The organism is Marinobacterium sp. xm-d-564 (assembly GCF_013283345.1).
Taxonomy (GTDB): domain Bacteria; phylum Pseudomonadota; class Gammaproteobacteria; order Pseudomonadales; family Balneatricaceae; genus Marinobacterium_E.
Genome location: NZ_WBYO01000013.1, coordinates 1 through 13,217, shown reverse-complemented (window position 1 = coordinate 13,217; position 13,217 = coordinate 1). Strand labels below are relative to the sequence as shown.

The 13,217-nt window shown below is 47.8% G+C and carries 11 protein-coding genes; 7 read left to right on the top strand and 4 right to left on the bottom strand.

Annotation, left to right across the window (positions count from 1 at the left end):
- Positions 1 to 90 precede the first annotated feature (90 nt).
- Both edd and XMD564_RS10925 read left to right on the top strand, forming a co-directional pair.
- Positions 91 to 1,914 carry a phosphogluconate dehydratase gene (gene edd / locus XMD564_RS10930; protein ID WP_173508330.1) on the top strand — a complete coding sequence of 608 codons (1,824 nt, stop codon included), beginning with the start codon at positions 91 to 93 and terminating at the stop codon, positions 1,912 to 1,914.
- A gap of 14 nt (positions 1,915 to 1,928) precedes the next feature.
- The gene (locus XMD564_RS10925) at positions 1,929 to 2,564 is read left to right on the top strand and encodes a bifunctional 4-hydroxy-2-oxoglutarate aldolase/2-dehydro-3-deoxy-phosphogluconate aldolase (protein ID WP_173481071.1); all 636 of its coding nucleotides are present in this window, start codon (positions 1,929 to 1,931) and stop codon (positions 2,562 to 2,564) included.
- A gap of 816 nt (positions 2,565 to 3,380) precedes the next feature.
- On the opposite strand, the gene XMD564_RS10920 is transcribed toward XMD564_RS10925, so the two are convergent.
- Positions 3,381 to 4,226, bottom strand: a complete 846-nt coding sequence (locus XMD564_RS10920; RefSeq protein ID WP_173508329.1) for a D-hexose-6-phosphate mutarotase — start codon at positions 4,224 to 4,226, stop codon at positions 3,381 to 3,383.
- Positions 4,227 to 4,450: 224 nt separating this feature from the next.
- Here XMD564_RS10920 and zwf point away from each other — a divergent pair, with 224 nt between their 5' ends.
- Together zwf and pgl are read left to right on the top strand one after the other, a co-directional pair.
- The gene (zwf, locus tag XMD564_RS10915; protein ID WP_173489200.1) at positions 4,451 to 5,920 is read left to right on the top strand and encodes a glucose-6-phosphate dehydrogenase; all 1,470 of its coding nucleotides are present in this window, start codon (positions 4,451 to 4,453) and stop codon (positions 5,918 to 5,920) included.
- Positions 5,921 to 5,938: 18 nt separating this feature from the next.
- Positions 5,939 to 6,625 carry a 6-phosphogluconolactonase gene (gene pgl / locus XMD564_RS10910; protein ID WP_217364303.1) on the top strand — a complete coding sequence of 229 codons (687 nt, stop codon included), beginning with the start codon at positions 5,939 to 5,941 and terminating at the stop codon, positions 6,623 to 6,625.
- A 164-nt stretch (positions 6,626 to 6,789) separates the two neighbouring features.
- On the opposite strand, the gene XMD564_RS10905 is transcribed toward pgl, so the two are convergent.
- On the bottom strand, positions 6,790 to 7,770 hold the full coding sequence (locus XMD564_RS10905; RefSeq protein ID WP_173508327.1) for a glutathione S-transferase family protein: 981 nt from the start codon (positions 7,768 to 7,770) through the stop codon (positions 6,790 to 6,792).
- A gap of 198 nt (positions 7,771 to 7,968) precedes the next feature.
- On the opposite strand from XMD564_RS10905, the gene tpiA reads away from it, so the two are divergent.
- Positions 7,969 to 8,724, top strand: a complete 756-nt coding sequence (gene tpiA / locus XMD564_RS10900; RefSeq protein WP_173481066.1) for a triose-phosphate isomerase — start codon at positions 7,969 to 7,971, stop codon at positions 8,722 to 8,724.
- Positions 8,725 to 8,830: 106 nt separating this feature from the next.
- Complete coding sequence (locus XMD564_RS10895) at positions 8,831 to 9,742, top strand: MBL fold metallo-hydrolase (RefSeq protein ID WP_173508326.1); 912 nt, start codon at positions 8,831 to 8,833, stop codon at positions 9,740 to 9,742.
- 4 nt (positions 9,743 to 9,746) lie between these two features.
- Here XMD564_RS10895 and XMD564_RS10890 read toward each other — a convergent pair whose 3' ends face one another.
- Positions 9,747 to 11,441 carry a ShlB/FhaC/HecB family hemolysin secretion/activation protein gene (locus XMD564_RS10890; protein ID WP_173508325.1) on the bottom strand — a complete coding sequence of 565 codons (1,695 nt, stop codon included), beginning with the start codon at positions 11,439 to 11,441 and terminating at the stop codon, positions 9,747 to 9,749.
- Positions 11,422 to 12,207 (bottom strand): amidohydrolase family protein, encoded by a 786-nt coding sequence (locus XMD564_RS10885; protein WP_173484029.1) that lies wholly within the window; start codon positions 12,205 to 12,207, stop codon positions 11,422 to 11,424. The genes XMD564_RS10890 and XMD564_RS10885 overlap by 20 nt, the downstream gene beginning before the upstream one ends.
- A 229-nt stretch (positions 12,208 to 12,436) precedes the next feature.
- On the opposite strand from XMD564_RS10885, the gene XMD564_RS10880 reads away from it, so the two are divergent.
- Complete coding sequence (locus XMD564_RS10880) at positions 12,437 to 13,045, top strand: biliverdin-producing heme oxygenase (RefSeq protein ID WP_173506087.1); 609 nt, start codon at positions 12,437 to 12,439, stop codon at positions 13,043 to 13,045.
- The last annotated feature ends 172 nt before the right edge of the window (positions 13,046 to 13,217 follow it).

The following is a 13,217-nucleotide window of genomic DNA, read 5'->3' as shown; positions in this document are numbered from 1 at the left end:
ATTTAATTTTTTCTTGTTAGATAGATAGTTCCACTCTAAAATGTAATTAAATTACATATAAGAACGCCTTTAGGTGCAGAGGAGTGGGAAGTGGTACATCCTAAGTTAGCTGAAGTTACTGAACGTATAGTTGAAAGGAGCCGTGCTTCACGTGCTGACTACGTCGCTCGTATGGAGGCCGCAAAAAGCTCTAAAGTAACTCGCTCTACACTCGCTTGTGGCAACCTTGCTCATGGCTTTGCCGCCTGTGGTGAGCAAGATAAAAACACCCTAAAGATGATGGAGAGTGCCAACGTCGGCATTATCTCTGCTTACAACGACATGGTTTCGGCGCATCAGCCTTTCCAGCACTTTCCTGAACTGATTAAACAAGCGGTCAATGGCATGGGTGGCGTTGCGCAGGTGGCGGGTGCTGTACCTGCTATGTGTGATGGCGTGACTCAGGGTCAAGATGGCATGGAGTTGAGTCTATTCAGTCGCGATACCATCGCCATGGCTACGGCGGTTGGTTTATCACACAACATGTTTGATGCTGCTCTTTGCTTAGGGGTGTGTGACAAGATTGTTCCGGGTCTGTTGATTGGTGCGCTTAGCTTTGGCCATCTACCTGTTATTTTTGTACCTGCAGGCCCAATGCCAAGTGGTTTGCCTAACAAAGAGAAAGCGCGTATTCGTCAGGAGTATGCAGAGGGTAAGGTAGGTCGAGATGCACTATTGCAGTGTGAATCAGACTCATACCACAGTGCAGGCACCTGTACGTTCTATGGTACAGCGAACTCAAACCAGCTATTGATGGAGGCGATGGGTCTTCATCTGCCGGGTTCATCATTCATCAACCCTTACACACCGCTCCGTGACGAACTGACGAAAGCCGCTGCTGAACAGGTCTGTCGTATCACCTCTTTGGGTTCTGATTATCGTCCGCTCTATCAGGTGATTGATGAGAAGGCGATTGTAAACGGTATTGTGGCACTACTGGCTACCGGTGGATCTACCAACCACACCATGCACATCATTGCGATGGCGCGTGCAGCCGGTGTCATTGTGAACTGGGACGATATGTCTGATCTCTCTGATGTAGTGCCTCTATTGACCCGCATCTATCCAAACGGCTCTGCTGATATCAACCACTTCCAAGCGGCCGGTGGCATGTCTCTTCTATTCCGTGAGCTGCTAAGTGCAGGTCTGTTGCACGAGGATGTGCTGACAGTGACGGGTAATGGCCTGAAAGACTACACCCAAGAGCCTTTCCTTGAAGAGGGTAAGTTGGTGTGGCGAGCAGGCCCTGAAGCCTCTTTGGATGCAGAGGTTATCTCAACTGCAAAAACGCCGTTCTCCAATAACGGTGGGGTTAAAGTGATGCGCGGTAATCTTGGTCGCTCCGTGATTAAGGTTTCGGCAGTACCGACAGAGAATTACGTCGTGGAAGCGCCTGCTGTGGTGCTTCACGAACAGGATGATCTTAAAGCCCTCTATGAAGCGGGTGAGCTCAATAAAGATTGTGTAGTGGTTGTCCGCTTCCAGGGGCCTGCAGCTATCGGTATGCCTGAACTGCACAAGCTGACGCCCTTCTTAGGGTCGCTGCAAGACAAAGGGTACAAGGTTGCACTGGTGACAGATGGCCGCATGTCGGGTGCATCTGGCAAGATTCCAGCGGCGATTCACCTAACACCAGAAGCTCTGCACGGTGGTGCGATTGCTAAGATCCAAGACGGTGACATGATTCGTCTTGATGCGCATACCGGAGAGCTGACGCTGCTGGTTGATGAGGCTGAATTGGCAACACGTGAATGCGCGATACAGGATCTATCGCCCCACCAGTTCGGTATGGGACGTGAGATGTTTGCAGGCATGCGTTCTCTAGTATCAGGTGCGGAAGAGGGTGCCTCAATCTTCTTCGGAACTAAACAGTAAAAGGATTTCGAATAATGAGCATTAACGTTGATGCGTTGTTAACTACCTCTCCGGTCATGCCCGTTCTTGTCATTGAGCGCGTGGAAGATGCTGTGCCCTTGGCAGAAGCATTAAAAGCGGGTGGTTTAAAGGTTCTTGAAGTGACTTTGCGCACCGATTCAGCGATTGAAGTGATCAAAGAGATTGCTGACAAAGTCGACGATGTCATTGTCGGTGCGGGCACGGTGACTAAACCGGAAGAGTTTCAACAGGTTCAAGAAGCTGGCGGCATGTTTGCCATTAGCCCTGGTGCAACTGATGCTCTGTTTAAGGCGGGCTTGGAATCTGATATGCCCTACCTACCAGCAATCAGCTCGGTTGCCGAGATGATGCGTGGTATGGAATTTGGTTTTGAGGCGTTCAAGTTCTTCCCAGCGGAAGCTGCGGGCGGACCTAAGATGCTTAAAGCGATTTCGGGTCCATTCCCACAGGTTCGTTTCTGCCCAACGGGTGGCATTAATGAAAACAACTTTACCGATTACTTGAGCCTGCCCAGCGTTAACGTGGTTGGCGGTTCATGGGTAGTACCAACCGATCTGATCGATGCAAAAGATTGGGACGGTATTACCAAACTAGCTTCAGACGCAGTGGCTAAGGCCTCTGCACTGTAGACCTCCTGTTTCCTAAAGGTCGTGGAAACTGAGTGCATCTGCACTCCTTTCGCCGCCCCATCCCGGGCGGCTTTTTTATGTCCAGGACGGACGGTATCCTGCGAGCGCAGGACGCGCAGGAGCAGGGCATGTCCAGGACGGACGGTATCCTGCGGTTCCACGGATGGAAAGGAGCAGGCGTTGGAGCCTTATCGTAGATGAGGCGATTTTTCGAAAATCATCGCGGCCTTTGCAAGACCGCTCCAACATTTCGCATTGAGCTGTTGGAGCCTTATCGAAGATGAGGCGATTTTCCTCGCGGCCTTTTCAAGACCGCTCCAACATTTCGCATTGAGTTGTTGGAGCCTTATCGAAGATGAGGCGATTTTCCTCGCGGCCTTTGCAAGACCGCTCCGACATTTCGCATTGAGCTGTTGGAGCCTTATCGAAGATGAGGCGATTTTCCTCGCGGCCTTTGCAAGACCGCTCCGACATTTCGCATTGAGCTGTTGGAGCCTTATCGAAGATGAGGCGATTTTCCTCGCGGCCTTTTCAAGACCGCTCCAACATTTCGCATTGAGCTGTTGGAGCCTTATCGAAGATGAGGCGATTTTCCTCGCGGCCTTTGCAAGACCGCTCCGACATTTCGCATTGAGCTGTTGGAGCCTTATCGAAGATGAGGCGATCTAAGGTGACAGGCCTTCAGCCTGTCATCCGCGGGTCAACTTTATAGTCTATCTGGAAAACGCGGAAAGAGTGGATGTCAGGCTAAAGCCAGACACCAGTTCCGTTAGCAACTATCTTATGAAGAGCATCGCGGCCTTTGCAATACCGCTCCTACGCTGCGTAAATCCCTTGCCTTAGGGTAAAACTTTCACCCGGCTCGATGCGGACCTTATCTTCCATCGCATTGGCCGCTTCAATACATAAAAAGCCACGGTAGTTCTCGGCGCCTATATCCGCCATATTGTTAGCCGTCTCTTTTCCTGGGTTCCAAACCACTGTGGTACCGCTGTTCTGTTTGTAGATTCGCGTTTCTTGGTTCTTGTCAGTCAAGATCAGGCAATTTGAATCGTCAAAATAGACTCTATCTGTTGGCTCTTTTAGATCGACAGAATCTCGATCTTCCGTTGCACGTGCGAAACCTTTTAGCTTATCGGCATAGTCCACGCCCTTCAGACCAGCAATGCAGGCGTTATTTAGATCAGAGATGGGGAGATAGGTATGCAGTGCCTGCGTGATCTCTATCGGTTGATTGCCAAGGTTGGTTGTAATCAGTTCAACACTGAGTTTGTCGGTCAAAGTGACCTTTATCGCTAGGCTGCAGTCGTATGGGAATAGGGGATTCGCAACGCTGTTCTCAAGTCCAAGCGTGACAGAGGCAAACTCCTCGTGATCTTGAGCATCAACCAGAGTCCAGATTGACGTGCGCGCAAAGCCGTGGGCTGGTTTACTCTCATCGCTTAGGTGTGCACCAAACCAAGGCCAACAGACTGGGATGCCACCGCGTATCGACTTGCCCGCCTCTAAGTTGGCTTTAGGGCTCATCCAGAGTCGCTCCTCGCCATTGGATTGATAGCTTAGTATGTGCCCTCCTGAAAGGGAGATGATGGCAAGGTCACTCTTGAAAGTCAGTTGAACAGCGTCTAGCTGCTCTTTGAAACGGGTAATATCGATGCTCATATTGGATTACGTATAAAAATTACAAAAAAGTTAACAGTCTGTTAAGTGTATCAGTTTCAAGGAAAATAGTAGGTTTTACTGCTCTAATCACCAAAATGAAAGGGGTATAGTGCATTTAAATATAAAATTAGCTCATCACTTTTGTAGATCATTTGCTACAAAATGTACTAAAATTACATAAATTTTTTACATTTACTCTTTCCACCTCCAAAGGAGTGTAGCTCATGAACGATGCAATGCATCAAGCCTGTGATTTTGTTCTGTTCGGTGCCAAGGGTGACCTGGCAATGCGTAAGCTATTTCCTGCGCTATTCCAGCTCGACAAAGCGAAGCTACTGAACCCTGAGTCTAAGATCATCGGCGTTGCACGTGCGGATTGGGACCAGGCTGCCTTTGTTGAAGCGGTGGAAGCGACACTGGTTCGATTTTTAGCGCCTGGTGAGATGAGCTCTGAAGAGTGGCAACGTTTCTCAGCGCGTCTTGATTACGTTCAGGTCGATATGACCTCCGCCGATGATTTCAAGAAGATCAAAGCTAAACTTGATGACAGTCGAATCATGGTTAACTACCTTGCAACACCGCCTGCTGTGTTTGGTGACATCTGTAAAAACCTCAGCAGTGCAGAGTTAATCAATGAGACGACGCGTATCGTATTGGAAAAGCCGATTGGTCACGATTTGGCGAGCTCTAAGGTGATCAACGATACGGTTGCTCAATACTTTAATGAGAACCGTATCTACCGCATTGACCACTACCTAGGTAAAGATACGGTTCAAAACCTTATTGCCCTGCGCTTTGCCAACAACCTGTTTGGTTCACAGTGGAACAACTCGGCAATCGATCACGTTCAGATTACGGTTTCTGAAACCGTTGGTCTTGAAGGGCGTTGGAGTTACTACGACAAAGTGGGGCAGATGCGTGATATGGTTCAAAACCACCTGTTGCAACTTCTCTGTATGGTCGCAATGAACCCGCCGAGCAAACTGGATGCAGACTCGATTCGCGATGAGAAAGTCAGAATTCTGAAAGCCCTTCACCCAATTAATTCTTCCAATGTCAATAAACGTGCCGTTCGTGGTCAGTACACAGCCGGGTCTATCGGTGGTCAAGCGGTGGTTGGCTATGGTGAAGAGGAGGGCAGTGCTGCGACTAAGTCCAACACTGAAACCTTTGTCTCTCTACGAGTCAATGTCGATAACTGGCGTTGGGCCGGCGTACCCTTCTACCTGCGTACCGGTAAACGTATGCCGCAAAAGATGACCGAGATCGTGGTGGTTTATAAAAATAACCCACACTTTATTTTTGATCCTAAGCAGCGTGACATCGTCAACAATCGTCTGGTTATTCGTCTTCAGCCAGATGAGGGGATTCGTCTTCACGTGGTCACTAAACAGCTGGGCATGCACCAAGGCATGGATCTACAAAACCGTGCGCTCAACCTGGACTTCAGCGAAAGTGATCCTAACCAACGAACTCCGGATGCTTACGAGCGTCTGCTTCTAGAATCGATGGTCGGTGATCAGTCACTGTTCGTTCGTCGTGATGAGATTGAAGCCTCTTGGACTTGGTGTGACGAGTTGATTCAGGCATGGAAAGATGTCGGTGACGAAGTGAAACCTTACAACGCCGGTACCTGGGGACCTATTGGTTCAATCGCTCTGATCGAGCGTGATGGTCGTTCTTGGCACGAGTGAGGTTTAATGATGTCCAATATGTTTCAATTTGATACACGAGAGTCACTTGAATGTCGTTTAACGGAAGAGATAGTCGCGCTATTAAAAGCCGGAATTGAAGAGCGTGGCCGTGCGACACTGGTGGTGTCGGGTGGTCGGACACCGGCGGCACTATTCCAATCGCTCTCTGTACAAGAACTCGATTGGTCTAAGGTTTGGATTACCCTGGCTGATGAGCGTTGGGTTCCTGATACGCATGAGGACAGTAACGCTCGTTCTGTGAAAACACACTTGCTACAGAATCGAGCGGCGGATGCGCATTTTATTCCTCACTTTAATGACGCTGAGTATCCCTGTTCTGGTCAAACCAAGCTAGAAGAGGTTCTGAGTGAACTTCCAAAAGAGTTTGATGCCGTGATTTTAGGCATGGGCGAGGATGGTCATACCGCATCATTCTTTCCCAATGCACCAGAGCTAACGGCAGCGTTAAACCCTTATGGTTTTAAAGCCTGTATGGGTGTGACTCCGCCCGTCGCTCCCCATTTGCGTATGACATTGACCTTGCAAAGGTTGTTGCACGCTAAACGTATCTTTATTCACCTTTGTGGCGATTCAAAACTGCCGGTACTTGAGCAAGCGATGGGTGAGGGCGACACCGAAGAGATGCCTGTGCGCGCTGTTCTACGCCAAAGCAAAACCCCTGTCGATATCTACTGGGCTCCCTAACCCGACAGCATGTTGGAGCGGTCTTGAAAGGCCGCGATGCTCTTTAAAATCGCCTCATCTGCGATAAGGCTCCAACATGGTTAGCTGCTTGCTGTTGGAGCGGTCTTGAAAAGGCCGCGATGCACTTCAAACCAATCGCCTCATCTAAGATAAGGCTCCAACAATTACAAAAACTCGCGTCCGTGGGGTGCCATCAGATCAAACTCTGGACCGTAGGAAATGATGCCATGCGGGTTGATGGTCGGATGGCTACGGTAGTAGTGGTGCCTGATATGATCAAGGTCACAGGTTTCTGCAACGCCGGGCTGTTGGTAGATGTCACGCAGGTAGTTTGACAAGGCCGGGTACTCTGCGATTCGTTTACGGTCACACTTAAAGTGTTGAACATATACTGGGTCAAAGCGAATCAAAGTCGTGAAGAGTCTGATATCAGCCTCGGTTAACTGATGACCCACTAAGTAACGACGAGTGGTTAGCCTCTCTTCCAGTCTGTCCAGATGCTTAAAGAGATTCACCACCGCTTCATCGTAAGCTTCTTGAGTCGTTGCAAAGCCTGCTTTATAGACACCATTGTTAACGGGTTCGTAGATGAACTCATTCCACTGATCAATCTCCGCTTGGAGCGATTCAGGGTAGAGATCCAGATCATTTGCGCCAATCTCGTTAAAACCTGAGTTGAGCATACGAATAATTTCTGAGGACTCATTGCTAACAATGGTCTGATTCTGTTTATCCCAAAGTACTGGAACTGTTACCCGACCGGTGTACTCTGGATCGCACTGGGTATAGATCTGGTGCATAAACTGCTTCTGATTGACACGATCACTGGTTGCAGCTGGAAAGTCTGAATCAAAAGTCCAGCCTTGCTCAAGCATCAAGGGGTGCACCACATCAAATGAGATCTGGTCTTGTAGACCCTTGAGTGCTCTGACGATTAGAGTTCGGTGTGCCCAGGGGCAGGCTAATGAGACATAGAGGTGGTATCGACCCGGTTCAGCTTTAAAACCTGCATCACCCGTTGGGCCTTCGGCACCATCAGGGGTAACCCAGTTTCGATATTGCGCCTCTGTTCGAATAAATTTTCCATTGGATGATTTAGTGTCATACCACTGATCATACCACTGACCGTCGATTAGAAGTCCCATTGAGTGATTGCCTGTTTAATCATTAATCTTATTAAGCACTACGACAAAGAGCTCCAACCTGTTTAATGGGCCGCAAAGAAACTCTTAATTATAAGAAAGATAGATTGATATAAAATGCTCTTCTAGGCAACTAATGGTTGATCCGGCTCTCTAGGCTTATTAAGCTGTCTTTTTTGTTTGGATCTAAGGAGTTACGTGATGAGACGCCCCCTAATTATGGGTAACTGGAAAATGAATGGATCGTTGATGACCAACGAATCTCTATTGACTGGTTTGGCCGATCAGGTCGCTTCTCTAAAAGGTGTTGATATCGCGGTCTGTCCATCCTTCATTTATATTCCTCAAGCACTGGAGTTAACCGCCGACACCGCCATAAAAGTGGGTGCGCAAAACCTAAGTGATCAAGAGAAAGGCGCTTTCACCGGTGAAGTGAGTGGTGAAATGATCCGTGATCTTGGCTGTGCTTATGTACTGACGGGGCACTCTGAGCGTCGCTCTCTCTATGGTGAAACCAGTCAATTGGTGGCAGAAAAAACGCTTAAAGCACTAGAGCTCGGCCTTGTACCGGTTCTCTGTATCGGTGAAACACTGGAAGAGCGTCAATCGGGTCAAATGAATGCTGTATTAGAAGAGCAGGTCAATGCGGTTGTCGATCTATGTGGTGCAGACACTTTTGCACAAATTGTGATTGCCTATGAGCCAGTCTGGGCGATTGGTACCGGCGAAACTGCGACACCACAACAAGCTCAGGATGCTCATGCCTTTGTTCGCAGTTTGATAGCCAAACACAACACTGATATCGCTGATCGCGTGACCATTCTTTACGGTGGTAGCATGAACGACAAAAATGCTGCAGAGCTACTTGCTATGGCTGACGTTGACGGTGGATTGGTCGGTGGTGCATCCCTTAAAGCTGACAGCTTCGCGACGATCTGTCGAGCCGCTGCAAACTGATCACATAAACCCTTATCAGGGTCTGGCCTTCAGCCTGACCCTCACTCCATGGGAAATCGCCTCATCTACGATAAGGCCCCAACCACTCAATCCAATGGGTTCCTAAATGATTAAACCACTCCTCGCTATTTTAACCTTAGCAATAACATCTCTGGTTCAAGCTGATGAGTTACAGGTCATAGAGGTGGCTCCAAATACCTATTCTATTGTGGGGCCGCTGACCGATCGATCTCCCGAAAATTTCGGAAACAATGCCACCTTTGGTTTTGTTGTCTCTGATCAGGGGGTTCTGTTGATTGACTCAGGTGGTAGCTGGAGAGGGGCTGAGACAATCGAAGCTGCGATCAAAACAGTCACCGATCAACCGGTCATCAAAGTGATTAATACCGGTGGCCAAGATCACCGCTGGTTTGGCAATGACTATTTTGCGCAACAGGGCGCTGAATTGATCAGTAGCACTGCGACCCAAACCGATCAGAGAGCTCGTGAAGCTCAGCAGGTCATGCGAATTACTAACTTGATTGGTGATGCCTATCAAGGCACAAAACCTCTCTTCGCCAATACGCTTTTAGACTCAGAGAGTACCCTCACACTGGGTGATCGATCGGTTCAATTTATTCCGGTCGGTCATACTCATACTCCGGGTGAAAACTTTGTCTGGTTACCTGAAATATCCGTACTCTATACAGGCGATACGGTGTTTGTTGATCGGATGCTTGGTGTGGCCTCCCAATCACAACATCTAACCTGGATAGAGGCGTTTGAGGTGATTGAGTCGTTAAATCCTAAGGTAATTGTTCCGGGCCATGGAGCACCAACAACCTTGGAAAAAGCTAAGGCTGATACCCTTGATTACCTCAGGTTTCTGCGCGAAAAAGTGGGTGAGTTGATTGAAGAGGGCGGCGATATGCAGAGTGTGTCATCCATTGACCAGAGTGCTTTCAGTTATTTGAACGTCTACGAAGAGATCCATGGCCGCAATGCACAGCGTGTCTTTGAAGAGATGGAGTGGGAGTGACGCTTTAAAACTCCCATTTCAAATTCAGTAGTGTAGTGACATCACCCTGTTCAGTGTTCACCCCTTGAGTATTCGATAGTGCTTGAGCGATAGATAAGTCGAATTGAAGTGACTCATGGACTCTATAGCTAGAGTTAAAGCCCCAATCGTAGGCAGATATTCGGTTATGGGACTCCAATGGGCTACCATTGATGTCGGTATTGTTGCTGCGTCTCTCCAGTTTTGCCCAGTCGATAAAACCACCAAATCGCCATTGATCGTTCAGCCGTTTAATAATATCTACACGAACCAGCGCGCCTTGATCGACAATCAACTCGTCAGCACTGAAACCCCGAAGTCCCTGAGACCCGCCTGCAATTAATCGTTGACTGTCATCTAAGTTGTTAGGGCTCATTTGGCCTTGTAAATGGGTCAATACTTGCCAGTTATCGGCTAACCGTTTTCGATAGGTTAAGAATCCACTGAATGTTTTGAATGCACCCGCAGTATTAGCATTTGCTAGGTCATGACCGCGGTTGGGTGAGCCCTCAAGGTCAGTGTTACCCAAGGTGGTTTGAAGTCGATACGTGAGCCTATCTTTGTGTAAGGCGCGGTTTCCATCGAGCGTCAGTCTCAATGTGTTTACTTCGTAATCGCTGTCTGTCAGTGAAGAGTTGTTGATTATTGAGCTCTCCTCAAGCAAGCGTTGTTCTGCGATGCCTGATAGGAATAGATTGCTGCCAAGGGTTCTAATCAGTGGGTGACGAACGCCTAAAGAGTAGGAGATTGATTGATGTCGTTTGCTGTCTGTATCGGCCGAAAGCCTTCCTGCTTGCAGGTCTAACGTCGTTCCTCGAAGCCCAATGGGCCCTCGATACGCCATACTAAGAAATTGAGACTGGGCACTCTTAATGGCGTTCAGGTAGCCAGCACCACCCCGTTGAAATGGGCTAGATAGCATCGATGTTAAAACGGCTTGCTCTTCACCCGTTCCATTCAGACCCTGGTTGTTTAGATCAATGGATCCAGAGAATCTGTCACTGTTCTCTATCCAGAGTTCTAGCGCCTGATCCCCGTCATCGTTTGCTTGCAGTCCGCCTGATATGCTGATGCCATGCATATCTATGGTCAGTAACTGCTGACGCTCTCGTTCAGAGAGTATCAGTGGTGCCCCCTCAGATCCTGGAAGCGAGGCGACTGCTTCGACACGCTCAAGTGAGACATTAAAATGATCTTCAAAACCATGATCTAGTATTGCCCCGACAAAATTTGACTCGTGTATCTCAAAAACAATCGTTCCGTTTTTAGCATCCTGTGGAGGGATGCGCGCCATAGCCGCAATGTCATGTTGACGATAGGTGTCGGTGATCAGATCCGTCAGCTCAAGCAGTTGCTTAGGGGTGAACGCTCTCTCCTCAAAGGGCGAGAATGCTTGATGCAGATACTTGATATCGATGCTGCTTACGCCGGTAAACTCAAACCCTTTGACGTACAAGCTGGGATCACCTGAGGTAGCATCTGGCAACTTAAAACGACGACGATCTACCTCACCGACAGAGGGTAGGTAGATGGTTGGAAATTGACTCTGAAATTTATTCAACATGACACCGGTGGTGACATCGGCGAATAATGCTTGCGAAGATAAAGAGCAACTTAGTCCCAGTGTGATAAGAGGTATCAGTGAGTGATAACGCGGTTGTCTAATCTGAAATGGAAACATCAAATAGCCTCTCCGCATTTTCGTAAGCAATTTTTTTAGCCACCTCTGAAGGCAGTGTACTTAACCAATCTCGTGTATCCAGAGTGTAAAGCGGCATCTTCTGCCACTGATCCAGGTTGAATGTATCAGCTCCTAAGGTGAATCGATTAGGGTTAGCCAGTAGAGCCTTTTCCCACTCAGGGTTGAAGCCTCCCCAGGTAACAATCTCTGGTCTAAAGGATAGATCAGCCCAGAGGTTTGGGTATTGATCAAATAGTCCAGCCAGATCACTAGGGGCTTCAAACCCAGCGTGTGCCCAGAGTACCTTAGCCTCGGGCCACTGCAGAAAGATCTGTTGCATCGCCTGACGATCGCCATGTAGGTGCAACACTAAGTTGTACTCTTTGGCTAAAGCCACTAACCGTTTTGACACGGGTGTCTGCATCTCATCGCCAAACGCATGAAACTCACCAATGGCGAAGTAATGGTTCTGTTTGAGCTGTGTCTCTAAATATTCAGTGACCGACTCATCATGCATCCAGGTTCTTAATTCACCACTTTTTCGAAAGGGGCGAAGTGCTGGCAGCACAAGATCAGGCGCCAAGCTCTTTAATCGTTGAGTGTTGTCATCACCGCTGCTTGAAACAAGGGCCTTCTGGATATCGTACTGACGAAGAAGAGAGACGACTCTCCGATCATCAAATTCATCCTGTGTTTTATCGTTGTGGTGAACGTGCGTATCGAAAATAGGAATATTAGAAGCCCAGCTAGTTAGGCTTAAAGTCATCAGTAAGGGTGCAAAGAGAGATTTCATTTCAGCATTTACGTCGATAGTTGTTAGCCAGATTGTTCTATTAAAAAATCAATCCGCATGTGAAAACTTGGCATCGAATTTGCTTATAAACAACAAAAACCTGGCTTTGCAAATTTTTGATCTATGGTTAAGTCAGACAATAAAAATAGTTTCGAGCAGTACAGGAACTTTAAGTAACATATAAAACAGAAGGACTTTAGCAATGCTCCATGTTAATGCGTCAGAATGTTTGAAACAGTCTACGAATGCATCTCACAGATCCTTAGATGCTCACCCTATCCTTAGATCTTTAGTGCGACCTACTCTGAATGAGCGAGAATATACTCTCGCTCTAGTTGCACTGGAACATTGGATTAAAAAACATCTACCTCTCTTTTTGAATCATTCCAATGAAGCGTTAAAACAGCGTGTTTCTGAGCGTTACTCTTGGTTAATTCAAGATCTTAAGTCTCTGAATGCGTTGGATTGCATTATTGAATCTGAACCTTTTGAAACTCATCACAACTCTCTATCTGAGGTGCTAGGCGCGATTTATGTCTTTGAAGGCGCTTCATTAGGGGGGAGGGTGTTAGCACCGCTCATAGAGCGGAGTTTGAATAGACATGATGTGACCCACTTTTATAACGGGTACAGAGATAACACCTTCGCGCTTTGGAAAGCGACGCAATATGAACTCGATTCTCAGCTCATTGAACCCCAGCAAATTGAGACGGCAGTTGAATCAGCTAAAAAACTATTTTTAAGCATGAGTGACTCTCTAGATATTGTCAGTCACTCATATTTTAAATTGGATGAGGTGGCAAATGGCTAGTCAAAAAAAGACCGTTAAAGTCGAGCCTGAAATTGCTACAGAATTTGACCTATCCCCCAAAAACTAGACCATGACCTCGATGAGATTTCCATTTAACCTAAAGGGATGGAGATCTCGATATGAAGAAGCGTTACACCGAAGAACAGATCATTAAGGCGATCAAAGAGCATGA